Below are 23,423 nucleotides of genomic sequence, written 5' to 3'. Positions count from 1 at the left end.
CTCAAGCCCTGGTCATCATTGGCCGCAAGCTGGCGCGCATCGCCTTTTCGCTCATGAAAAACCTGAGCGAATACCAGTCAAAAGCGGTTTGGGGGGCTTCCCCAAAACCATAGAATCTCCCACATTAAATTGTGTTGTCTAGCCAAACCCGTGCTGTAAACGAGATCCCCTGTGGGAGTGGGCAAGCCAGCTCCCTCACTGCTTTGCGGTCTCTGCGCCGACTGTTACCAAATCCGAAATAATCCATCTTGCGATTAGCCCTTTCTCTCCCCGTGCCGGCGCTTTATCCTTGTCGGCAACAACCTGAAACGTTTCATCTGCCACCCAAAAACCTGATGCGCGCCCGCCCCGCCGGTCGCCGTTTGCGTACTAAAACCAAAAACTATTAAGACCTGCCCTTGCCTATGCCTGCTTTCCCAACACTGCGCCTGTGCGCTGCGCTGCTGCCTTTGTGCCTGATCACCTGTGCCCAGGCCGCCCCTGCCTTTGACCGCGAGTCACCGTGGATGCTGGGTGATTTCGGCGGCTCCCGGACAGCGCTGTCTCAACAAGGCTACGACTTCAAGATCGACTACACCGGCGAGATGGGCAGCAACCTGCATGGCGGCTCGGACCATGACCGCACCGCCCGCTACAGCGACCAATGGGCCTTCGGCAGCCACCTGGACCTGCAGAAGATCCTCGGCTGGCACGACGCCGAGTTCCAACTGACGATCACCGAGCGCAGTGGCAATAACATCAGCAATGACCGCATCAACGACCCACGGGTCGGCGGTTTTACCTCATCCCAGGAAGTCTGGGGCCGTGGCCAGACCTGGCGCCTGACGCAGATGTGGTACCAGCAGAAATTCTTCGACCAAAAACTGGATATCAAAGCTGGGCGTTTTGGCGAAGGCGAAGACTTCAACAGCTTCCCCTGTGACTTCCAGAACCTGGCGTTCTGCGGCTCCCAGGTGGGCAACTGGGTCGGTGGCATCTGGTACAACTGGCCCGTGAGCCAATGGGCGCTGCGGGTCAAATACCACCTGACGCCCGAGTTGTACGCGCAGGTCGGCGCCTATGAGCAGAACCCGTCCAACCTCGATCGCGGCAATGGCTTCAAGCTCAGTGGCAGCGGCACCCAGGGCGCCCTGCTGCCGGTGGAGCTGGTGTGGACGCCAACGTTCCATGGCCTGCCGGGCGAATACCGCGCCGGTTACTACTACAGCAGCGCCAAGGCCAGCGATGTCTACAAGGACCGCCACGACCAGCCCGCCGCCGTCAGTGGCGAGGCCTATCGCAGTGCCTCCAGCAAGCACGGTGTGTGGCTGGGTGTGCAGCAGCAGGTCACCCGCCTCGCCAGCGACAACAGCCGTGGCTTGAGCGTGTTCGCCAACGCGACGATGCACGATAAGAAGACCAACGCTGTGGATAACTATGTGCAGGCCGGGGTGGTCTACAAAGGCCCGTTCGATGCCCGCGCCCAGGACGATATCGGCTTTGCCGTGGCCCGCGTGCACGTCAACCCGGCCTATCGCAAGAACGCCCAGGCCAGCAACCAGGCCCGTGCGGTCTACGACTTCGACGCCGCCGCCTACCTGCCGGTGCAAGACACCGAATACAGCGCCGAGTTCTATTACGGCGTGCATGTCAGCAACTGGCTGACGGTGCGCCCGAACCTGCAATACATCCGGCATCCGGGGGCCGTTGCCCAGGTGGATGACGCGCTGGTCGGCGGGATCAAGCTGCAAGCGTCCTTCTGAATCGCAATAAACGCAATGAGACCTGAACCAAGCCCGCGCACAAACGTCATCTACAGTGAACAAGCGCGGGACTACTTTAAACGTCACGGAGAATCACACTATGAGCACTGATGGTGCTTCAAGCCCAAGCCGCCTGCTGCCCAGGCTGCTGGGGATCTTGCTGCTGATCATGGGCCTGGCCTTGTTGGCCGGGGGCATCAAGCTGAGCATGCTCGGCGGGTCGCTGTACTACCTGCTGGCCGGTATCGGCATCACTCTGACCGGCGTCCTGCTGCTGGCTACGCGCCGCGCGGCGCTGGGCCTGTACGCTGTGGTGCTGTTCGCCAGTACGGTGTGGGCTCTGTGGGAAGTCGGCCTGGACTGGTGGCAACTGGTGCCGCGCCTGGCCCTGTTGTTCGGCCTGGGCATCGTCATGCTGCTGCCGTGGTTCCGCCGTCCCCTGCTGCGCGGCCAACCCGCCCCGCTGGGCACCGGCGCGCTGAGCGTAGCCGTGGTGCTGGCCGGCGCAACCGCCGTGGCCAGCCAGTTCACCAACCCCGGTGAAATCAAGGGCCAACTGGACCGCGACGCGGTACCGGGCATGACCAACGCCGCGCCGGCCCAGGCCGATGGCGACTGGAATTCCTATGGCCGTTCGGGTTTCGGTGATCGTTACTCGCCGCTGGCGCAGATCACCCCGGAAAACGCCCACAAGCTGGTACCGGCCTGGACTTATCGCACCGGCGACCTGCCTGGCCCGGGCGACCCCGGTGAAACCACCGCGGAAAACACCCCGCTGAAAGTCAACGGCATGCTCTACGTGTGCACCCCGCACAGCCAGGTGATTGCCCTTGATCCGGACACCGGCAAGGAAATCTGGCGTTTCGACCCTAAGCTCTCGACGCAGAAAGCCGAGAACTTCAAGGGTTGGGCGCATATGACCTGCCGTGGCGTGTCGTATCACGATGACGCGGCCTACGCCGCCACCGAGCAAAGCCCGGCCACCGGCGCCGCCGCGCCAGCCGCCAATGCCTGCCCGCGCCGCATTTTCCTGCCGACCGCCGACACCCGTCTGATCGCACTGAACGCCGACACCGGCAAAATGTGTGAAGACTTCGGCGACAAAGGCCAGGTCGACCTGGGCGCCAACATCGGCACCTTCGCCCCCGGTGGTTACTACTCCACCTCGCCGCCCGCCATCACCAAGAACCTCGTGGTCATTGGCGGTCACGTCACCGATAACGTCTCCACCGACGAACCAAGCGGCGTAATCCGCGCGTTCGACGTGCACACCGGCAAGCTGGTGTGGAACTGGGACAGCGGCAACCCGGACGACACCACGCCGATTGCCGAAGGCAAGACCTACACCCGCAACTCGCCCAACATGTGGTCGATGTTCGCCGTCGATGAAAAACTCGGCATGCTCTACCTGCCGATGGGCAACCAGACCCCGGACCAGTTCGGTGGCTACCGCACCCCGGCTTCCGAGCTGCACGCTGCCGGCCTGACCGCCCTGGATATCGACACCGGTAAAGTGCGCTGGCACTACCAGTTCACCCACCATGACCTGTGGGACATGGACGTGGGCGGCCAGCCAAGCCTGATCGACATCAAGACAGCGGCCGGCGTGAAGCAAGCCGTGATGGCCTCGACCAAGCAAGGCAGCATCTACGTGCTGGACCGTGCAACGGGCGAGCCGGTGGTGCCGATCAACGAAATCCCGGTACCGCAAGGCGCAGTGGCAGGCGATCACACCTCGCCGACCCAGCCCAAGTCCGACCTCAACTTCATGCCACCGCCCCTCAAGGAGCGTGACATGTGGGGCGTGACCCCGTTCGACCAAATGCTCTGCCGGATCGACTTCAAATCCCTGCGCTACGATGGCCCGTTCACCCCGCCATCGCTGCAAGGTTCGATCGTTTACCCCGGCAACTTCGGCGTGTTCGACTGGGGCGGCATCTCGGTTGATCCGGTGCGCCAGATTGCCTTCGTCAACCCAAGCTACATGGCGTTCAAGTCGACCATGATCCCGGCAGAAAAAATCGCCGCCATGGGCCCGCGTGTCAGCGAGACCGAAGGTGTGCAGCCAAACAAAGGCACGCCTTATGGCGTGGTCCTGGAAGCCATGCTCTCGCCAATGGGCCTGCCATGCCAGGCACCGGCCTGGGGTTATGTGGCCGCCGTGGACTTGACCAACAACAAGACCATCTGGATGCACAAGAACGGCACCGTGCGTGACAGCTCGCCAGTGCCCATCCCCCTGAGCATGGGTGTGCCAAGTCTGGGCGGGACCTTCACCACCGCCGGTGGCGTGTCCTTCCTCAGCGGTACCCTCGACCAGTACCTGCGTGCCTATGACGTGAAAAACGGCAAGCAACTGTGGGAAGGCCGCCTGCCTGCAGGCGCGCAAACCACCCCGATGACCTACACCGGCAAGGACGGCAAGCAGTACGTGCTGGTCGTGGCGGGCGGTCATGGTTCCCTGGGGACCAAGCAGGGTGACTATGTGATGGCGTTCAAGCTGGCGGATTAAGCGACAGCTGCAACAAAAAAACCCCGGAATTCCGGGGTTTTTTATTTGAAATACAACTCAAATGTGGGAGCTGGCTTGCCTGCGATAGCGGTGGATCCGTTGGCATATGTTGCACTGACCCACCGCTATCGCAGGCAAGCCAGCTCCCACACAAGCCCTCTCCCATATTTTGACCGCGCCGGACCCGTCACACCGTACTGCGATCCCGGCGCATCCACATCTCAAAGGCCATGGCATTCAACGGCCGGCTGATCAGGTAGCCCTGGGCGGTGTCGCAATTCCATTGTTTGAGCAGCCTCAGGCTGGGTTCGAACTCCACCCCTTCGGCCACCACCTTGAGCCCCAGGTTGTGGCTCATCTCGATGGTCGAACGCACGATCACCGCGTCACCGCTGGTACTGTCGAGGTTGCGCACAAAGGACTGGTCGATCTTCAGCTCCTGCACCGGCAGGCGCTGCAACTGGGCCAGGGACGAGTAGCCCGTGCCGAAGTCGTCCACCGACAGGCTGATGCCACAGCCGCGCAGTTGCTCGAGGATGCGCAAGGCCTGTTCCGGGTTGTGCATGATCGCGCTTTCGGTGATCTCGAAAATCAACTGCCCGGCCAGCACCCCATGCAGTTCCAGCAGTTCGGTCACCCGCGGCGCCAGCCCTTCGTCGCCGAGGTCGTCCACCGAAATGTTCAGCGACAGCTGCACCTCCAGCCCGCGCACGCTCCACTCTGCCAACTGACGGATCGCCTCTTCGATCACCCAATGGGTCAGGCTGGCCATGCTGCCGGAGCGTTCGGCCAGGGGGATGAATTCGACGGGGGACACCAGGCCCAGGGTCGGGTGCTGCCAGCGCAACAGTGCCTCGGCCTGGCGCACGTAGCCGTGGCGCAGGTCGAGCTTGGGTTGATAGCACAGGAACAATTCGTCTTCGATGGCGGCGCGGCGCAGGTCGCGAATCAGGCTGATCTGGCGTTGATGGGCAAGGTCGCGGTCTTGTTGATAGATCTGCAGATAGCCGGGCAACGCGGCCGCATCGTGGCGCGCAATGGCCGCGCGGCTGATCAGTTCTTCGACCTGCTGGCCATCTTCGGGGTAGGCGGCAATGCCCATGCTCACTTCGTGGCGCAGTTCATCGACACCCACCCGCTGCGGCTCGGTCAACAGGCTGTACAGGCGGTCGGCGCGAGCCACGGCGCTGTCGAGCTTGGTGTTTTCCAACAGCACCAGAAATTCGCTGCCGGTAATGCGCGCCGCCGAATCCCCGGCCGCCAGGCTCGACAGCAGACAGCGGCTGGCTTCGCGCAACATTTCCTCGACCCCTTGGGGGCCAAAGCCTTCGTTGATCACCCGGTAGTTTTCAATCCCCAGGTACAGCAACACCACCGGCCGCCGCGCACTGATCGCACTGCCCAGGCGCTCCATGGCCAGGGCGCGGTTGGGCAGGCCGGTCAGCGCATCGTGCAGGGCATTGTGCGCCAATTGCCGCTCGCGCACGGCGATGCCGCTTTGCATGGCATTGAAGGCACGGGCCAGCAGGCCGAATTCATCCTTGCCGCGCACCGCCACTGGCGTGCGGTAATCCCCGCCACCAATGCGCTCGGCTGCCTGCACCAGGGCATCGAGCGGGCGCGACACGCGGCGCGCCATCAACAGCGCGCCCACCAGTGAGACCAGCAGTGCCGCGAGGGCGATGCCGAGAAATTGCCGGTCCAGCGGTGCAAAGGATTGCAGGGCCTGGTCCAGCGGGCTTTGCAGCAAGGCCATGACTTGCCCGCCATCGCCGGTGTTGGCCAGGGGCAGCACCTGGCTGAGAAAACGCTGGCCGTGAAACTCGCTCATTTTTGCCAGCGCCCTGGGGTGCGAAGCCTGTAGCGCCTCGATAATGGCCGGGTGATCAGTCACGGGCTGGGTGCTGAACAAGGCGCCCGGCTGGCCCTTGTCCACGCTCATGAACGACACCTCCAGGTTGCTCAGGGAGCGCAACTCGGCGGCAAACACCTCATCCATGGAAAAGCCCATGACCACCCGCGCAATGGGCAGTGGGTCCAGCACATCTTCCTGGACCAGCAAAAACGGCCGGCCGGCCAGGGAGACGACGAGCATATGCAGGGAATTGCGCCGAGCCTGACGCAGCGCCTCGGCGTAGGGAAAGACTTGCTGCGCCGGCACGCCAGCCAGGGTGCTGACGATGACCTGCCCATCCAGCCCCAGCACAAACACCTCGCTGGAACGGATGCCGCTGCCCTGTCGGTGCAGGGCCGCAAGGATCGCCGCCGGCTGGCCCTCAGCGACGGCACGGCGCAACTGTTCGTCCACCGTCAGCCAGTCGAGGCCGTATTGCAGGCGTCGCCCGCGCAGGTCCAGCAGGCGCTCGAACACTCGGCTGCCGGTCTCCAGTTGCACCAGGGCCTGATTTTCCACGGCCCGGGTAGTGGCCACTTTCACGGCAAAATACACCGCGCCCACCACGACCAGCAGCAGCAACGCCAACACCCCGGCCAGCCGCGCCTGGAAGGCGTGGCGCCATTTCATCCGCTTGCCTCCTGGCAGCGTGCCCACGCCCCAGCTCAAGCGCCCTTTTGTCATACGCTTCCCTCGCGACTGGCGGCCCGGTGTCAAATAAATGCCCGTCGATGCCGAACATTTGGAAAACCCAGATTAGTCTTCGCCGAGCAGAAGTAAACCTAATAAATACGGGAGGTTGGCTGACATTATTTTGACGACAGATCACCGTCTAAACGGCGCACGCAGGCATAAAATCGCCCCTGATTTGCTGAAGGTTTCTGGGTGCCGCACAAACAGCCAGTGCCACAGGGGTCTTCGAAAATGTCATGCAATTTGTTGCTAACCACGCCGGGCCATTGAAACCACCGCTCACCTGCCCCATCTAACCCCCATACTTCACTGTGCAGGTGCCCCATGAGCGACCAGCAAGAATTCCCCGATATCGACCTCAACGACTACGCCGACCCCGAAAACGCTGAAACTCCATCGTCCAACACCGGCCTGGCCCTGCCTGGGCAAAATCTGCCGGACAAGGTCTATATCATCCCGATCCACAACCGGCCGTTCTTCCCGGCGCAAGTGTTGCCGGTGATCGTCAATGAAGAACCCTGGGCCGAGACCCTGGAGCTGGTGAGCAAATCCGACCACCACTCCCTGGCGCTGTTCTTCATGGACACGCCGCCCGAAGACCCGCGGCATTTCGATACCTCTGCCCTGCCGTTGTACGGCACCCTGGTCAAGGTGCATCACGCCAGCCGCGAAAACGGCAAGCTGCAGTTCGTTGCCCAGGGCCTGACCCGCGTGCGCATCAAGACCTGGCTCAAGCACCACCGCCCACCGTATCTGGTGGAAGTCGAATACCCGCACCAGCCCAGCGAGCCGACCGATGAGGTCAAGGCCTACGGCATGGCCCTGATCAATGCGATCAAGGAACTGCTGCCGCTCAACCCGCTGTACAGCGAAGAGCTGAAGAACTACCTCAACCGCTTCAGCCCCAACGACCCGTCGCCCCTGACCGACTTCGCCGCCGCGCTGACCTCGGCCACCGGTAACGAGTTGCAGGAAGTGCTGGACTGCGTGCCAATGCTCAAGCGCATGGAAAAAGTGTTGCCGATGCTGCGCAAAGAGGTGGAAGTCGCGCGCCTGCAAAAGGAAATCTCCGCCGAGGTGAACCGCAAGATCGGCGAGCACCAGCGCGAGTTTTTCCTCAAGGAACAGCTCAAGGTGATCCAGCAGGAGCTGGGGCTGACCAAGGACGATCGCAGCGCCGACGTCGAACAGTTCGAGCAGCGCCTGGAAGGCAAGGTGCTGCCGGCCCAGGCGCAGAAACGCATTGATGAAGAGCTGAACAAGCTGTCGATCCTCGAAACCGGCTCGCCGGAATACGCGGTCACGCGTAACTATCTGGACTGGGCGACCTCGGTGCCGTGGGGCGTGTATGGCGAGGACAAACTCGACCTCAAACACGCACGCAAAGTCCTGGATAAACACCATGCGGGGCTGGACGACATCAAGAGTCGCATCCTCGAGTTCCTCGCGGTCGGCGCCTATAAAGGCGAAGTCGCCGGTTCCATCGTGCTGTTGGTAGGCCCGCCGGGTGTGGGCAAGACCAGCGTCGGCAAATCCATCGCCGAGTCTCTGGGGCGGCCGTTCTACCGTTTCAGCGTCGGCGGCATGCGCGACGAGGCCGAAATCAAGGGCCATCGCCGCACCTACATCGGCGCCCTGCCGGGCAAGCTGGTGCAGGCGCTCAAGGATGTGGAGGTGATGAACCCGGTGATCATGCTCGACGAGATCGACAAGATGGGCCAGAGCTACCAGGGCGACCCGGCGTCGGCCCTGCTGGAGACCCTCGACCCGGAACAGAACGTCGAATTCCTCGATCACTACCTGGACCTGCGCCTGGACCTGTCCAAAGTGCTGTTCGTGTGCACCGCCAACACCCTGGACTCGATCCCCGGCCCATTGCTGGACCGTATGGAAGTGATTCGCCTGTCGGGCTATATCACCGAAGAAAAAGTCGCCATTGCCAAGCGTCACCTGTGGCCAAAGCAGTTGGAAAAAGCCGGCGTGGCCAAGAACAGCCTGAGCATCACCGATGGCGCCCTGCGCGCGCTGATCGACGGCTATGCCCGTGAAGCCGGGGTGCGCCAGTTGGAGAAGCAACTGGGCAAGCTGGTGCGCAAGGCGGTGGTCAAGCTGCTGGATGAGCCGGACTCGGTGATCAAGATCGGCAACAAGGACCTGGAAAGCTCCCTGGGCATGCCGGTGTTCCGCAACGAGCAGGTACTGTCGGGCACGGGTGTCATCACCGGCCTGGCCTGGACCAGCATGGGCGGCGCGACCTTGCCGATCGAGGCGACGCGTATCCACACGCTCAATCGTGGGTTCAAGCTCACCGGGCAGTTGGGTGAAGTGATGAAGGAGTCCGCCGAAATCGCCTATAGCTACATCAGCTCCAACCTGAAGTCGTTTGGCGGTGACCCGAAGTTCTTCGACGAAGCCTTCGTGCACCTGCACGTGCCGGAAGGCGCCACGCCCAAGGACGGCCCGAGTGCCGGGGTGACCATGGCCAGTGCATTGCTGTCGCTGGCGCGCAACCAGCCACCGAAAAAAGGCGTGGCCATGACCGGCGAACTGACCCTGACCGGGCACGTACTGCCGATTGGTGGCGTGCGCGAGAAGGTGATTGCGGCGCGGCGCCAGAAGATCCATGAACTGATCCTGCCGGAGCCCAACCGGGGCAGCTTTGAAGAATTGCCGGAGTACCTCAAGGAAGGCATGACGGTGCACTTTGCCAAGCGCTTTGCGGATGTGGCGAAGGTGTTGTTCTGATAGATCTGTAGCGTCGGTACTGGCCTCATCGCGGGCAAGCCCGCTCCCATACTTGAATGTGTTCACATATCAAAATGTGGGAGCGGGCTTGCCCGCGATGGCGTCAGCCGCCTCAACACAAAACCCTGCTGTAACACCTTGTCTCATCTTCGGTTATGCTCGCCCTTCGTCGCCAATAAACGGAGCCTTCATGACCGCTGCCCGCCTGCTTCTTCCGCTAAGCCTCGCCCTGCTCGCGGCTTGCGCCAGTGCACCGAAGCAAAACGTCACCGTCGAAAAACAGAGCGCCTGCCCGCTCAAGCTCAAGGCCGGGCAAAACCTGACCCTGACCTTGCCGAGCAACCCCACCACCGGTTATCGCTGGGCGATCCAGGATTCGGCCGGCGGCGTGCTGCGCAGCCTCGGCCCCGAGGTCTACAGCAACCCCGAGGACGCCGGCGTAGTGGGTGCCGCCGGGCAATCCACCTGGCGCTTCCAGGCCTTTACCGCAGGCACTGGCCGCCTGCGCCTGACCTCCCAACAACCCTGGGCCCCGGAAGTGAATCCGGTGGACACCTTTGACTGCGCCATTACGGTGAACTGATATGCCATGGATGATTCTTGCGTTGATGGGTGCGGGTACCTTTATCTACGGCCTGAGCACGCATGCCACCTTGCTGTGCCTGTTGGTCAAGCCGCTGCCGGTACTGGCGCTGTTGGGTTGGCTGCATGATGCGCCGCCCAGTGACTATCGACGCTGGATCAGCCTGGGCTTGATTTTCTCCGTGGTGGGCGATGTGTTGCTGGCCTGGCCCGGCGACCTGTTTATCTTCGGCCTGGGCGCGTTTTTGTTCGCGCACCTGGCGTATCTCAAGGCCTACTTCAGCGACTGCCGGCGCCCGGCCCTGTTGCCGTTGGCCTTGGCCCTGGGGGTTGGGGCGATCCTGTTGAGCATCCTGATTTCCCACGGCCTGGGCGACTTGCTGATTCCGGTGGTGGTGTATGCGCTGGTGATCAGCGCCATGCTCTGGCGTGCACTCGCGCGCCTGGGCAGCGACGTGCCCAAGCGCTCGGCGCAGCTGGCGGCCGTCGGCGCGGCGTTGTTTGTGTTTTCCGACACGCTGATCGGCATCAACCGCTTTGTGGTGACCTTCGATGCCGCACCGTACCTGTTGATCATCACCTACTGGTTGGGCCAGTGGGGCATCACCGCCTCGGCCTTTTCCCAGCCGCGCCGCACGCCCCTGACCTGACTCCCCCTGTGGCGAGCGGGCTTGCCCGCGTTGGGGCGCGCAGCGGCCCCCTAGATGGGACTGCTGCGCAGTCCAGCGCGGGCAAGCCCGCTCGCCACAACAAGCCCGCTCGCCACAGATCAGAGAAGGCGCGCATCGCTCGGCCAAGTTGGCTAAAATGCCGGCCTTTTCCACTTCGTCGCCGGAACAGCCGTGAGCAAAGAACCCGATCGCCTATTCGCCCAGCCCTTGCCCCAGGTGCCGGACTTCGCCTTTAACGAGGACGTGGTGCGGGTGTTCCCGGACATGATCAAGCGCTCGGTGCCCGGTTACCCGACGATTGTCGAGAACCTCGGCGTGCTGGCGGCGCAGTTTGCCCAGCCGGGCAGCGTGCTGTATGACCTGGGTTCGTCCCTGGGCGCGGTGACCCAGGCCCTGCGTCGCCACGTGCGCACCGACGGTTGCCGGGTGATCGCTGTGGATAACTCGGCGGCGATGGTCGAGCGCTGCCGCGAATACCTCAACGGCCAGGACTCGATGTTCCAGGAACTGCTGCCGGTGGAGGTGATCGAAGGCGATATCCTCGCCCTAGAATTCCAGCCGGCCTCGGTGGTGGCGCTGAATTTCACCCTGCAATTTATCGCCCCCGAGGAGCGCCTGGCCTTGCTCGGGCGGATTCGCCAATCGCTGCTGCCCGGTGGCGCGCTGATTCTCTCGGAAAAACTGCGCTTCAATGATCCCGAAGAACATACGTTGCTCACCGATCTGCACGTAGCGTTCAAACGCGCCAACGGCTACAGCGAACTGGAAATCGCCCAGAAGCGCAGCGCCATCGAAAACGTCATGAAGCCCGACAGCCTCGAAGAACACCGCGAACGCCTGCTGGCGGCCGGGTTCTCGAAAGTCGTGCCGTGGTTCCAGTGTCTTAACTTTGCCTCGTTGATTGCCTTGCCATGATTGATCTGTCCCCCCTCGCCCGCCATCTGGTCGGCACTCCCCTGGCCGTGTGGGCCCAGGGCCTGCAAGCACAACTCGATGCAAAAATGGAAAAGGGCCATGGCGACCTGGCGCGCTGGCAAAGTGCGCTGGACGCATTGCCCAAGATCCTGCCAAGCGAAGTCGACCTGCTGAACGGCCTGACCCTCGACACCGATTGCGATGACGCAACCCGTGAGCAGATGCATGCCGCGCTGATGGGCCTGAGCCCATGGCGCAAAGGTCCGTTCAACCTGTTCGGGGTGCATGTGGACACCGAATGGCGCTCGGACTGGAAATGGTCGCGGGTCGCGCCGCACCTGAACCTTGCGGGCAAGCGCATCCTCGATGTGGGCTGTGGCAACGGCTACTACATGTGGCGCATGCTCGGCGCCGGCGCCGACAGTGTGATTGGCGTGGACCCCAACTGGTTGTTCTTCTGCCAGTTCCAGGCGGTGCAGCGCTACCTGTCGGCGCCCAACGCCTGGCACCTGCCCTTCCCGTTCGAAGACCTGCCGCCGAACATGGAAGGTTTTGACACGGTGTTCTCCATGGGCGTGTTTTACCACCGCCGCTCGCCGATCGAGCATTTGCTGGCGCTCAAGGATTGCCTGGTCAAGGGCGGCGAGCTGGTGCTGGAAACGTTGGTGATCGAGGGCGATCAACAACAGGTACTGGTGCCGGAAGACCGTTACGCGCAGATGCGCAATGTGTGGTTCCTGCCCTCGGTGCCGGCGCTGATGCTATGGCTGCGGCGTGCCGGCTTCACTGAGGTGCGCTGCGTGGATGTGAGCGTGACCACGGTCGAGGAACAGCGCGGGACAGAGTGGATGAAGTATCAGTCCCTGAGTGACTTCCTCGACCCTGAGGATCACAGCAAGACGATTGAAGGGCTGCCGGCACCGATGCGTGCGGTGATCATCGCCAAGAAGTAACCCCCAATCGCCCTGAGAAAATACAGATCAAAAATGTGGGAGCTGGCTTGCCTGCTCCCACATTGATCTGGTTCTCACATTGAGGTCAGGGTTTAGCCCGGCGCGCCTTGAAGAACTCACTCAACACCGCTCCGCACTCCTCGGCCAACACCCCGCCTTCATACATCACTCGATGATTGAGAAAGCCCTGGGTAAAGAACTGCCCCTGGCTTTGCACAATCCCCGCCTTGGGCTCCAGCGCGCCGTACACCACCCGCGCGATGCGCGAGTGGACGATCAGCCCGGCGCACATGCTGCACGGTTCCAGGGTCACATACAGGGTGCTGCCCGGCAGGCGGTAGTTGCTGACGGCCTGGGCCGCCGCGCGGATGGCGACCATCTCGGCGTGGGCGCTGGGGTCGCTGCCGCTGATCGGGCAATTGAAGCCGCGCCCGATGATTTCGCCGTCCTGCACCAGCACCGCGCCCACCGGCACTTCGCCGAGGGCCGCGCCCTGGGCGGCGAGGGCCAGGGCTTCGCGCATAAAGTCCTGGTCGCGGCTGCGGTCGATAATCGCCGTCGGGCGTATCTGGCGCATCACGCCACCTCGATGGCGGCCATCAGGCCGGTTTCCATATGGTCGATCACATGGCAGTGGAACATCCACACCCCAGGGTTATCCGCCACCAACGCCACGCGAGCGCGTTCGTTCTTGCCCAGCAGGTAGGTGTCGGTGAAGTACGGCGTGACTTTGTGGCGGTTCGAGGCGATGACCTTGAAACTCATGCCATGCAGGTGGATCGGGTGCTGGTACTGGGTCATGTTCTTCAGTTCGAAAATATAGCTCTTGCCCAACTCGAGCTTGGCAATCGGGCGGTCGGCGCAGGTCTTGTCGGTGATATCCCAGGCCTGGCCGTTGATCTGCCACAGGCTCGGCGGCCTGTTTTCGACATCGACCGAGACCGAGCCGACCCATTCGAAATTGAAGTTGAGCTTCTCGGCATTCGCCAGGTCGGGCTCGGCAATCGGGTTGGCCGGCAACGCCGGTGGCCACTCGCCGGGGGCGTCGGTGTTGGCCACCGAGCGGAAGGTGCCCAGGCGCACCGGGCCATTGCGGATCGACAGCTCTTCGCCGGCCGGCGGGGCTTTGATTGCCAGGCAGATGCGCATGCCCGGGCCCAGCCAGTATTCCTTGCCCAGGGGCCGTGGCTCGATAGGGTTGCCGTCCAGCGCGTAGATCTGCGCCTCGACGTTGGGGATATTCAGGCGATAGGTCAGGGTGTTGTCGAGGTTGAGCAGGCGCACCCGGGTGATTTGCCCGGCAGGCAGGTCGATGACCGCCTGCGGCACACCGTTGATGGTCGACAGGCGCCCGGCCGTACCGCCACGGGCCGCTTCGCGGGGGATGCTGAACTCGACAAATTCACCCTGCTCGTCGATATGCCAGTTTTTCAGGCTCAGGGTGCGTTCGTGCTGGAAGCCGGTGGGCTCGCGCTCTTCGACAATCAACGGGCCGACCAGGCCACGACCCAGCTCTTCGCTGCTGCTGACATGGGGGTGATACCAGTAGCTGCCGGCATCCGGCACGCGGAACTGGTAGTCGAAATACTCACCGGGCAATACCGGCAGTTGCGAGACGTAGGGCACGCCGTCCATTTCCAGGGGCAGGCGGATGCCGTGCCAGTGGATGGTGGTGGCAACCGGCAGATGGTTGATAAAGCGCACCCGCAGCCATTCGCCCTGGCGTACGCGCAACTCGGTGCCCGGCGCCGAAGGGCCAAAGGCCCAAGCCTCGGTCTTGTGTCCCGGCACCAGTTCCACGTCCAACGGTGCGGCGATCAACTCGTAATCGCGCCCGGCGCTGGCGTCCGCGACTTTCCCCAGCCAGTAGCGATAGGCGCCACCGGCACCGACACCCACGACTGCCAGGCCGACGAGGCCACCAAGGATTTGTCGACGGGAAAAGGATCGGGACACAACAACCTCACAAATCTGCGCAGGCCCAAGGCCCGCAAAGGGCAAATACGATACACCCCTGCCGGCTAAACAGTAAGGCTTCGCATTGCCGCATGTGGGAAAGGCCTTATGTGGGAGCAAGCTTGTGTGGGAGCGGGTTTGCCCGCGATAGCGCTGTGTCAGTCAATAGAGGTATCGACTGAAACGCCCTTATCGCGGGCAAGCCCGCTCCCACACAAGCCCAGCGTTGATTAGGGCTTGGCGGCAGCCAGGATCAGCGCTTTCATTTCGGCAACCGCTCCTTTGAAACCGACGAACAGCGCGTGCGCCACCAGCGCGTGGCCGATGTTCAGTTCGTTGATGCCCTTGATCGCCGCCACGGCTTCGACGTTGTGGTAGTGCAGGCCATGGCCGGCGTTGACGATCAGGCCCTCGCGCAGGCCACAGGCCACGCCGTCGATGATGCGCTGCAGTTCTTCGGCCACTTCGGTGGGGGTGGTGGCATCGGCGTAGCGGCCGGTGTGCAACTCGATGGCCGGGGCGCCCACGCGGCGCGAGGCTTCGATCTGCCGTTCGTCGGCGTCGATAAACAGCGAGACTTCACTGCCGATCTGCGACAGGCGCTCGACCGCGGCCTTGATCCGCGCTTCCTGGCCGGCGACATCCAGGCCGCCTTCGGTGGTGAGTTCCTGGCGGGTTTCCGGGACCAGGCAGATATGCGCCGGACGGATGCGCTCGGCGAAGGCCATCATTTCTTCGGTGATGCCCATTTCGAAGTTCATGCGCGTTTGCAGCACGTCCTTGAGCACCAGTACGTCGCGCTCCTGGATGTGCCGGCGGTCTTCGCGCAGGTGCACGGTGATCCCGTCGGCGCCGGCTTCTTCGGCATCCAGCGCGGCCTTGACCGGATCAGGGTAGCGAGTGCCCCGGGCCTGGCGCAGGGTGGCGACGTGGTCGATGTTGACGCCAAGAAGAATGCGATTGCTGGTGGTCACGGAAGCGCTCCTGAAAAGGGAAAGAATCGGCGCACAGCATACACGGGGATGTCAGGGCTTTCGAAACAACTCGCGACTGACCAGCGGCCGACCGCCCAGATGCACGGCCAGGGCCTGGCGCATCAGGCGCTTGGCCGCAGACAAGGCACCGGGGGCGCTCCAGTCGGCGTCGGCCATGGCCAGCAACTCGGTGCCCTGGAACAGGCCGGGTTGCAGCAGGTAGACGCGCTCCAGGCCGGCATCCACCTGCAGGCGGTACATGCCGTCGCTGGCGATGGGCTCGCCGTGCAGGTCGTTGCTCAGTTCAAAACCGTAGCCCAGGTCGTCGAGCAGACGCCACTCGAAAGCACGCAACAGCGGCTCCAGGGGGCGGCCTTCGGCCAGGGCCAGCAGGGTCGCAGCGTAGTGATCGAACACTGCGGGGTGCGGGTCTTCGGCGGGCAGCAGGCGGATCAGCAGTTCATTGAGGTAGAGGCCGCTGAACAGCGCCTCGCCATTGAGCCAGGCCGAGGTGCCGATGCTTTCCAGGCGGCCGACGTTTTTCAGCTCGCCCCTGCCGCGAAACTCCACATCCAGGGCCACGAATGGCCGCGCCAGCGTGCCCGCCTTGCCCCGCGCACTGCGCAACACCGCGCGCAGCCGGCCCTGGGGCGTGAGGAAGTCCACCAGGGCGCTGGTCTCGCGGTAGGCGCGGCTGTGCAGGACGTAGGCGGGTTGGCTGGGGGGTGGGGTTGGGGACATGGGGTTCTCGCTGCGGGAACACGGTCTGGAAAACAACGACTATCCAATGTGGGAGCGGGCTTGCTCGCGAATGCGGTGGGTCAGCCAAAGCATCTGGTGACTGATCCATTGCATTCGCGAGCAAGCCCGCTCCCACATTTTGTCCTGCGGTGTTACTAAAGGCTGATTACAGGTCGCCGTAGCCCAGGGAGCGCAGTGCACGCTCATCATCGGACCAGCCACCCTTAACCTTCACCCACAGGTTAAGCATGATCTTGGAATCGAACAGCAATTCCATGTCCTTGCGCGCCTCGGTGCCGATGCGCTTGATGCGCTCGCCCTTGTCGCCAATGATGATTTTCTTCTGGCCGTCACGTTCGACGAGGATCAGCGCATGGATATGCAGGGTCTTGCCCTGCTGCTTGAACTCTTCGATTTCCACGGTGATCTGGTACGGCAGCTCGGCGCCCATCTGGCGCATGATTTTCTCGCGTACCAGTTCAGCGGCGAGGAAGCGGCTGCTGCGGTCGGTAATCTGGTCTTCCGGGAAGAAGTGCTCGTTCTCCGGCAGGTAGCCGGCGATCACCCGCTCCAGGGCTTCGAGGTTGTGCCCGTGCTGGGCCGAGATCGGCATAATCTGGGCGTTCGGCAGTTGTTCCTGCAACCAGCTCAGGTGCGGCATCAGCTCGGCTTTGTCTTCGATGCGGTCGGTCTTGTTCAGCGCGACGATCAAAGGGCCGGTGACGTACTGCACACGCTCGAGGACCATCTGGTCTTCATCGGTCCACTTGGTGCGGTCAACCACGAAGATCACCACGTCGACGTCTTTCAACGCCGCCGAAGCGGTCTTGTTCATGTAGCGGTTCAGGGCTTTCTCGCCACCTTTGTGCATGCCTGGGGTATCGACATAGACCGCTTGCACGTTGCCTTCGGTCTTGATGCCTAGCATGTTGTGGCGGGTGGTCTGCGGCTTGCGCGAGGTGATCGCCAGCTTCTGCCCGAGGATGTGGTTGAGCAGCGTGGACTTGCCCACGTTGGGACGGCCGACGATGGCAACATAGCCACAGCGTGTTGCGGTTGAATCAGTCATGGCCATTCTCCACGCCCAGGGCAATCAGTGCTGCAGCGGCCGCTACCTGTTCGGCAATACGACGGCTCACACCCTGACCTCGGCTTTTTTCGTTCAATAAGGTGACTTCGCATTCGACGAAGAACACACGGCAATGCGGCTCACCCTGGATATCCACCACTTCGTAGCGTGGCAGTTCGCAGCCGCGCGACTGCAAAAATTCCTGCAGGCGGGTCTTGGGATCCTTGTTGGTATCCACCAGGGTCAGGCTGTCGATTTCCGACGCCAGCCAGGCCATGACCCGCTCCTTGGCCACTTCCATCCCGGCATCGAGATAGATCGCGCCGATCAGGGCTTCCAGGGCATCGGCCAGGATCGACTCGCGACGGAAACCGCCGCTTTTCAACTCGCCGGACCCCAGGCGCAGGTACTCGCCCAGGTCAAAACCACGGGCCAGTACGGCCAGGGTCTCGCCTTTCACCAGGCGCGCGCGCAGGCGCGACAGCTGGCCTTCACGGGCCAGAGGGAAGCGGTTGAACAAGGCTTCGCCAGCGGCGAAGTTGAGAATGGCATCACCGAGGAATTCCAGGCGTTCATTGTTGCGCCCGGCAAAACTGCGATGTGTGAGGGCAAGGACCATCAATTCCTGGTCCTTGAAGGTGTAGCCGAGCTGACGCTCAAGACGACTCAAAGAAACGCTCACGGTTTACCTACTTTCAGTACGTGGCGGCAAAGGCCATCGACGATTAACGCTGTGTTCAAATTCAAATCCTGGCAATGCTGCGTATCGCTCGAGGCCGGACCAATGTCCAAGCCCCAGAAAAGCATTCGGCGCTGTGTTCACAGCGCCGCATGGATTACTTGATCAGCCCCACCCGCGAGAAGTTCGGCAGGTGGCTGAGTTTGGGTTCGGGCCAGCTCATCCAGACCGCGAAGGCCTTGCCGACGATATTCTGGTCCGGAACCATGCCCAGCAGCTCCTTGGGAATACTTGGATCATCCCAGTAGCGGCTGTCGTTGGAGTTGTCGCGGTTGTCGCCCATCATGAAGTAGTGCCCGGCAGGCACGGTCCACTGGTTGTCGGGCGGCGAACGGTAGCGGCTCATTTCCTTGCGGATCTGGTGCTCTACCGCCCCGAGTTTTTCCTCGTACAGCTCGGCGCTGCCCAGGGTATTCGGCTCGGCACCGATGAGTTTCTCAGCCACCGACTCGCCATTGACGAACAGGCGTTTGTCGCTGGTGTAGCGAATCACGTCACCCGGCAGGCCGACCACACGCTTGATGTAGTTGACGTTCGGGTCGCTTGGGTAGCGGAACACCATCACATCGCCGCGCTGCGGATCACCCACCTCGATGATTTTCTTGTCGATCACCGGCAAGCGGATCCCGTAGGAAAACTTGTTCACCAGGATAAAGTCGCCCACATCCAGGGTTGGCTTCATCGAACCCGAAGGAATCTGGAACGGCTCTACCAGAAACGAGCGCAGCACCAGCACGATGAACAACACCGGGAAGAACGACTTGCCGTATTCAACCAGCAGGGGCTCTTTGTTCAGCTTCTCGATCACCACGCCATCGGGCTGGCTGACGCTGCCCTGATAGGACGCGATGGCCGCCCGGCGACGCGGGGCGAAGAACAGCAGATCGAGCAGCGCCAGGAAGCCACAGACGGCAACGGCGATGACCAGCAACAGCGGGAAATTTAGTGACATAGGACCTAACTATCCAACCTGAGCACCGCAAGGAAGGCTTCTTGTGGAATTTCCACGTTACCCACTTGCTTCATGCGTTTTTTACCGGCCTTTTGCTTCTCAAGCAGCTTGCGCTTACGGCTGACGTCGCCGCCATAGCATTTGGCCAGTACGTTCTTTCTGAGAGCCTTGACGGAGGTCCGCGCAATGATCTGCCCGCCAATGGCGGCCTGGATCGCAACGTCGAACATCTGGCGCGGAATCAGTTCCTTCATCTTCTCGGTCAACTGGCGACCTTTGTAGTGCGCATTATCCTTGTGCACGATCAGCGCCAGGGCATCGACCTTGTCGCCGTTGATCAGCACATCGAGCTTCACCAGATTGGCCGATTGATAACGGTCGAAATGGTAATCCAGCGAAGCATAGCCGCGACTGGTGGATTTGAGACGGTCAAAGAAGTCCAGGACCACTTCGTTCATCGGCAAATCGTAGGTCACTTGGACCTGGGTACCGAGGAACAGCATGTCGTGCTGCACGCCACGCTTTTCGATACACAGGGTAATGACGTTGCCCAGGTGTTCCTGCGGCACAAGAATATTGGCGCGCACGATCGGTTCGCGCATGTCTTCGATCGACGACAGATCCGGCAGCTTGGACGGGTTGTCGACGTAAATCGTTTCACCGGTTTTCAGCGCCAGCTCAAAAATAACGGTTGGCGCGGTGGTGATCAGGTCCAGGTCGTACTCGCGCTCCAGGCGCTCCTGGATGATTTCCATGTGCAGCATGCCCAGGAACCCGCAGCGGAAGCCGAAGCCCAGGGCGTCGGAGCTTTCCGGGGTGTACTGCAACGACGAGTCGTTGAGGGTCAGCTTTTGCAGGGCTTCGCGGAAATCCTCGAAGTCATCGGAGCTGACCGGGAACAGGCCGGCGTAGACCTGGGGCTGGATGCGCTTGAAGCCTGGCAGCACGTCGACATCTGGCGTCGAGCTCAAGGTCAGGGTGTCACCGACCGGCGCACCGTGGATGTCCTTGATACCGGCGATGATGAAGCCTACTTCACCGGCTTTCAGATCAGTGGTAGCGGTGTGCTTGGGGTTGAATACACCGACGCTGTCCACCAGGTGGATCTTGCCGGTGGACTTGACCAGAATCTTGTCGCCCTTCTTCACCCGGCCATGGCGCACGCGTACCAGGGACACAACGCCCAGGTAGTTGTCGAACCAGGAATCGATGATCAACGCTTGCAGCGGATCTTCGTAGTTACCAGTTGGCGCAGGAATGGTCTTGACCAGGCGCTCGAGCACTTCGTCGACACCCAGGCCGGTCTTGGCGCTGCACTCGACGGCGTCGGTGGCGTCAATGCCGATGATTTTTTCGATTTCTTCCTTCACACGGTCCGGATCGGCCTGTGGCAGGTCGATCTTGTTCAGCACCGGCATGACTTCCAGGCCCTGCTCGATCGCGGTGTAGCAGTTGGCCACGGACTGGGCTTCAACGCCCTGCCCCGCGTCCACCACCAACAGCGCGCCTTCGCAGGCGGCCAGGGAACGGCTGACTTCGTAGGTGAAGTCGACGTGGCCCGGGGTGTCAATGAAGTTCAGCTGGTACTTGATACCGTCTTTGGCGGTGTAGTACAGGGTAACGCTGTGGGCCTTGATGGTGATCCCGCGCTCGCGTTCGAGGTCCATGGAGTCCAGGACCTGGGCTTCCATTTCACGCTCGGCAAGGCCGCCGCACATCTGGATGAATCGATCGGCCAGCGTCGACTTACCATGGTCAATGTGGGCGATGATGGAGAAATTGCGGATATGACTCAAATCACTCACGGATCAACACTCAAAAAGGCTGCAGGCAGATTGCCCGCTGAAAAATAGCCGGGAATTGTACCTGATGCTCAGGCCAGACGTCATCTTTGACGACCAATAACAAAAATGCCCCGTTCTTGCGAATGGGGCATTTTTTGTTCAACAACCGCGGATCAACCGGCCCGCCGCAGCAGCCAGAACCCGGCCAGGGCACAGATGCCGGTCGGCACCAGCACCGCAAACAGCGGCGAGAAGCCGAATACCAGGCTCGACGGCCCCAGCAGGTCCTGGGCAATGCGGAAGGTGAAACCGACCAATACCCCGGTAAATACCCGCTGGCCCAGGGTTACCGAGCGCAACGGGCCGAAAATAAACGAAATCGCCATCAGCACCAGGGCAGCGGTCACCACCGGCTGCAACACCTTGACCCAAAATGCCAGCCAGTAGCGGCCGTTGTTCAGGCCCTGGTCCTTGAGGTAGTGGATGTAGCTCCACAAACCGGAGATCGGCAGGCTTTCCGGGATCATCACCACGGTATTGAGCAGTTCCGGCTTGAGGGCGATGTCCCAGGTCTGTGTCGGCTCGTTGATCACCTCGGTGCTGGCCTCGGTGCCTTTACCGGGGTTGCGGAAATGGGTGGTGGTGACATCGCTCAGCACCCACTGGTTGTCATTGAACTGTGCCCGTTTGGCAAAGCTCGACGACAGCATGTGGCGCTCTTCATCAAAGCGATAGCGGGTCACCCCCACCAGCAGGCCACCGGGTTGCACGGCGTTGATGTGGATAAATTCATCGCCCTGGCGGTGCCACAGGCCCCGCTTGGAGCTCTGCGCATCGCCCGAGCCCTGGGCCAGCGCACGGTTGGCCTGGGCGGTGGTTTCCGCCGGTGGCGCCACGTATTCGCCGATCAGCACGCTGGCGGCCATCAGCAGCAGCATGGGTTTCATCACCGCCCAGACGATACGGGCAATGGACACCCCGGCGGCGCGCATGATGGTCAGCTCGCTGTTGCTGGCCAGGCTGCCCAGGCCGATCAGGCAGCCGATCAGTGCGGCCATCGGCATCATGTCGTAGAGCCGGCGCGGGGCGGTCAGCGCCACGTAGCTCAGTACGTCAGTGACCGTGTAGGTATCGGTGACGTTGCCCACTTCATCAATGAAGGCAAACAACGACGCCAGGCCGAGGATGATGCCCAATACCGCCAGGATGGCGACCAGTACGCTGCTACCGATGTAGCGATCCAACTTACCCACGAGCCATCTCCTTCATGCCGCGACGGCTCTGCATTTTCAAACGAATCGGTTCCCAATACAGCAGGCCCAGGCCAATCACCAGGAAGATGCCGTGGACCCACCACAGCCCCAGGGTCGGCGACAGCTTGCCCTTCTCCAGGGAGCCACGAGCGGAAATCAGGATGGTCAGGTAGGCCATGTACAGCAGGATCGCCGGCAGCAGCTTGAGGAAGCGGCCCTGGCGCGGGTTGACCCGGGACAGCGGCACCGCCATCAAGGTGACGATAAACACCAGCAGTGGCAGGGAAATACGCCATTGCAGCTCGGCAATCGAGCGCAGTTCCTTGCTGCCGATCAGGGCTGAGGTCGGGATGGCATCGCGGTCAGTGACCTCGTTGCTCACATCCGGCCGGGCCAGCATGACCCCGTAGGTCTCGTACTTGATGGCGCGGTAGTCGGCCTGGCCGGGGCTGCCGTCGTAGCGATAGCCGTTTTCCAGGATCAGGTAGCGGCTGCCGTCCGGACGCACTTCCTGGCGCCCGCTATCGGCCACCAGTACCGAAATGCCTCGGTCTTTCTTGTCCTGGCCCAGGCGCTTCTCGGAGATGAACACACCGCCGAGGTTGGCCCGATCGTCGGTCATGCGCTCGGTGTAGGTTACGCGGGTGCCGTCGTTGAGCGCCTGGAAGCGCCCCGGTTCGAGGGTGTCGAACTCGGTCATCGCGTCCTGTTTGTTGAGCACCAGTTGAAATTGCATGGCGCCCTGGGGCGCCAGGCTCAGGCTCAGCCAGGCCACCACCAGCGCTACGCCGGTGGCCGGGACCATGGTCATGGCCAGCAGACGCTGCTGGCTCATGCCGGTGGCCGACAGCACGGTCATCTCGCTTTCGAGGTAGAGCCGGCCATAGGCCAGCAGGATCCCGAGAAACAGGCCCAGGGGCAGGATCAGCTGCAAGAAGCCAGGCAGGCGGAACCCCATGATCAGGAACAACGAGCCCGGATCCAGGGCACCCGAGGCGGCCTGGGCCAGGTATTTGACGAAACGACCACTCATGATGATGACCAGCAGTACCGCACTCACGGCACTCAGGGTCAGCAGAACTTCGCGGGACAGATAACGGAAGACGATCAAACCAGACACTCCAGGGTTGTCAGGCTAAGGCGGCCAAACAAGCAAGCATATCAAGTCGCCCCGTTGACACGGGCCGGCGAAAAAGATGGCGCATTATCCTGTGATTGTCCGCGCCTGTCACGGAGCTTGCTCACACC

Annotated in this window: 18 protein-coding genes; 7 read left to right on the top strand and 11 right to left on the bottom strand. The window is 62.1% G+C overall.

Features of this window, described 5'->3' with window-relative positions:
* Positions 1 to 404: 404 nt before the first annotated feature.
* Together HBO24_RS05875 and HBO24_RS05870 are read left to right on the top strand one after the other, a co-directional pair.
* Positions 405 to 1,742, top strand: a complete 1,338-nt coding sequence (locus HBO24_RS05875; RefSeq protein WP_170059399.1) for a carbohydrate porin — start codon at positions 405 to 407, stop codon at positions 1,740 to 1,742.
* 100 nt (positions 1,743 to 1,842) lie between these two features.
* A complete protein-coding gene (locus tag HBO24_RS05870) occupies positions 1,843 to 4,254 on the top strand; it encodes a glucose/quinate/shikimate family membrane-bound PQQ-dependent dehydrogenase (RefSeq protein ID WP_169959719.1) in 2,412 nt (803 codons plus the stop codon).
* A 187-nt stretch (positions 4,255 to 4,441) separates the two neighbouring features.
* On the opposite strand, the gene HBO24_RS05865 is transcribed toward HBO24_RS05870, so the two are convergent.
* Positions 4,442 to 6,778 (bottom strand): bifunctional diguanylate cyclase/phosphodiesterase, encoded by a 2,337-nt coding sequence (locus tag HBO24_RS05865; RefSeq protein WP_170059398.1) that lies wholly within the window; start codon positions 6,776 to 6,778, stop codon positions 4,442 to 4,444.
* A 387-nt stretch (positions 6,779 to 7,165) separates the two neighbouring features.
* Between HBO24_RS05865 and lon the strand changes: the two genes are divergently transcribed.
* The 5 genes from lon to cmoB all read left to right on the top strand — a co-directional run bounded on the left by lon (position 7,166) and on the right by cmoB (position 12,707).
* Positions 7,166 to 9,586, top strand: a complete 2,421-nt coding sequence (gene lon / locus HBO24_RS05860) for an endopeptidase La (RefSeq protein ID WP_057438296.1) — start codon at positions 7,166 to 7,168, stop codon at positions 9,584 to 9,586.
* 190 nt (positions 9,587 to 9,776) lie between these two features.
* Positions 9,777 to 10,169, top strand: coding sequence for a protease inhibitor I42 family protein (locus HBO24_RS05855; RefSeq protein ID WP_057438294.1), 393 nt, complete (start codon positions 9,777 to 9,779; stop codon positions 10,167 to 10,169).
* A 1-nt stretch (position 10,170) separates the two neighbouring features.
* Complete coding sequence (locus HBO24_RS05850) at positions 10,171 to 10,818, top strand: lysoplasmalogenase (RefSeq protein ID WP_057958557.1); 648 nt, start codon at positions 10,171 to 10,173, stop codon at positions 10,816 to 10,818.
* Between the two features lie 192 nt (positions 10,819 to 11,010).
* On the top strand, positions 11,011 to 11,754 hold the full coding sequence (gene cmoA, locus HBO24_RS05845) for a carboxy-S-adenosyl-L-methionine synthase CmoA (RefSeq protein WP_170044094.1): 744 nt from the start codon (positions 11,011 to 11,013) through the stop codon (positions 11,752 to 11,754).
* Positions 11,751 to 12,707 (top strand): tRNA 5-methoxyuridine(34)/uridine 5-oxyacetic acid(34) synthase CmoB, encoded by a 957-nt coding sequence (gene cmoB / locus HBO24_RS05840; RefSeq protein ID WP_057438288.1) that lies wholly within the window; start codon positions 11,751 to 11,753, stop codon positions 12,705 to 12,707. The genes cmoA and cmoB overlap by 4 nt, the downstream gene beginning before the upstream one ends.
* A gap of 85 nt (positions 12,708 to 12,792) precedes the next feature.
* Here the strand turns inward: cmoB and tadA are convergent, their stop codons facing one another.
* From tadA to lptF, 10 genes are all read right to left on the bottom strand, one after another.
* Positions 12,793 to 13,284, bottom strand: a complete 492-nt coding sequence (gene tadA / locus HBO24_RS05835; RefSeq protein ID WP_057958555.1) for a tRNA adenosine(34) deaminase TadA — start codon at positions 13,282 to 13,284, stop codon at positions 12,793 to 12,795.
* On the bottom strand, positions 13,284 to 14,663 hold the full coding sequence (locus HBO24_RS05830) for a multicopper oxidase family protein (RefSeq protein WP_057438284.1): 1,380 nt from the start codon (positions 14,661 to 14,663) through the stop codon (positions 13,284 to 13,286). The genes tadA and HBO24_RS05830 overlap by 1 nt, the downstream gene beginning before the upstream one ends.
* A gap of 230 nt (positions 14,664 to 14,893) precedes the next feature.
* The gene (gene pdxJ / locus HBO24_RS05825) at positions 14,894 to 15,637 is read right to left on the bottom strand and encodes a pyridoxine 5'-phosphate synthase (RefSeq protein WP_057438282.1); all 744 of its coding nucleotides are present in this window, start codon (positions 15,635 to 15,637) and stop codon (positions 14,894 to 14,896) included.
* A 51-nt stretch (positions 15,638 to 15,688) separates the two neighbouring features.
* Entirely contained in the window at positions 15,689 to 16,378 is a 690-nt protein-coding gene (gene recO / locus HBO24_RS05820; RefSeq protein ID WP_170059397.1) for a DNA repair protein RecO, read from the bottom strand.
* 166 nt (positions 16,379 to 16,544) lie between these two features.
* Positions 16,545 to 17,447 (bottom strand): GTPase Era, encoded by a 903-nt coding sequence (era, locus tag HBO24_RS05815; RefSeq protein WP_029297473.1) that lies wholly within the window; start codon positions 17,445 to 17,447, stop codon positions 16,545 to 16,547.
* Complete coding sequence (rnc, locus tag HBO24_RS05810) at positions 17,440 to 18,129, bottom strand: ribonuclease III (RefSeq protein ID WP_029297476.1); 690 nt, start codon at positions 18,127 to 18,129, stop codon at positions 17,440 to 17,442. Before rnc ends, era begins: the two co-directional genes overlap by 8 nt.
* Positions 18,130 to 18,283: 154 nt before the next feature.
* Positions 18,284 to 19,138 (bottom strand): signal peptidase I, encoded by an 855-nt coding sequence (gene lepB, locus HBO24_RS05805; protein ID WP_057438278.1) that lies wholly within the window; start codon positions 19,136 to 19,138, stop codon positions 18,284 to 18,286.
* Positions 19,139 to 19,143: 5 nt separating this feature from the next.
* Positions 19,144 to 20,943: a translation elongation factor 4 gene (gene lepA, locus HBO24_RS05800; RefSeq protein WP_003210439.1), complete on the bottom strand. Its 1,800-nt coding sequence runs from the start codon at positions 20,941 to 20,943 to the stop codon at positions 19,144 to 19,146.
* Positions 20,944 to 21,095: 152 nt separating this feature from the next.
* Positions 21,096 to 22,175, bottom strand: coding sequence for an LPS export ABC transporter permease LptG (gene lptG, locus HBO24_RS05795; protein ID WP_115128928.1), 1,080 nt, complete (start codon positions 22,173 to 22,175; stop codon positions 21,096 to 21,098).
* Positions 22,168 to 23,286: an LPS export ABC transporter permease LptF gene (gene lptF / locus HBO24_RS05790; RefSeq protein ID WP_057438274.1), complete on the bottom strand. Its 1,119-nt coding sequence runs from the start codon at positions 23,284 to 23,286 to the stop codon at positions 22,168 to 22,170. The genes lptG and lptF overlap by 8 nt, the downstream gene beginning before the upstream one ends.
* Positions 23,287 to 23,423: the final 137 nt, after the last annotated feature.

Source organism: Pseudomonas sp. WS 5410, from assembly GCF_012985645.1.
GTDB lineage: Bacteria > Pseudomonadota > Gammaproteobacteria > Pseudomonadales > Pseudomonadaceae > Aquipseudomonas > Aquipseudomonas shahriarae.
Note: the sequence above shows the minus strand (reverse complement) of the source record. Positions and strands in the feature narration are given on the sequence as shown.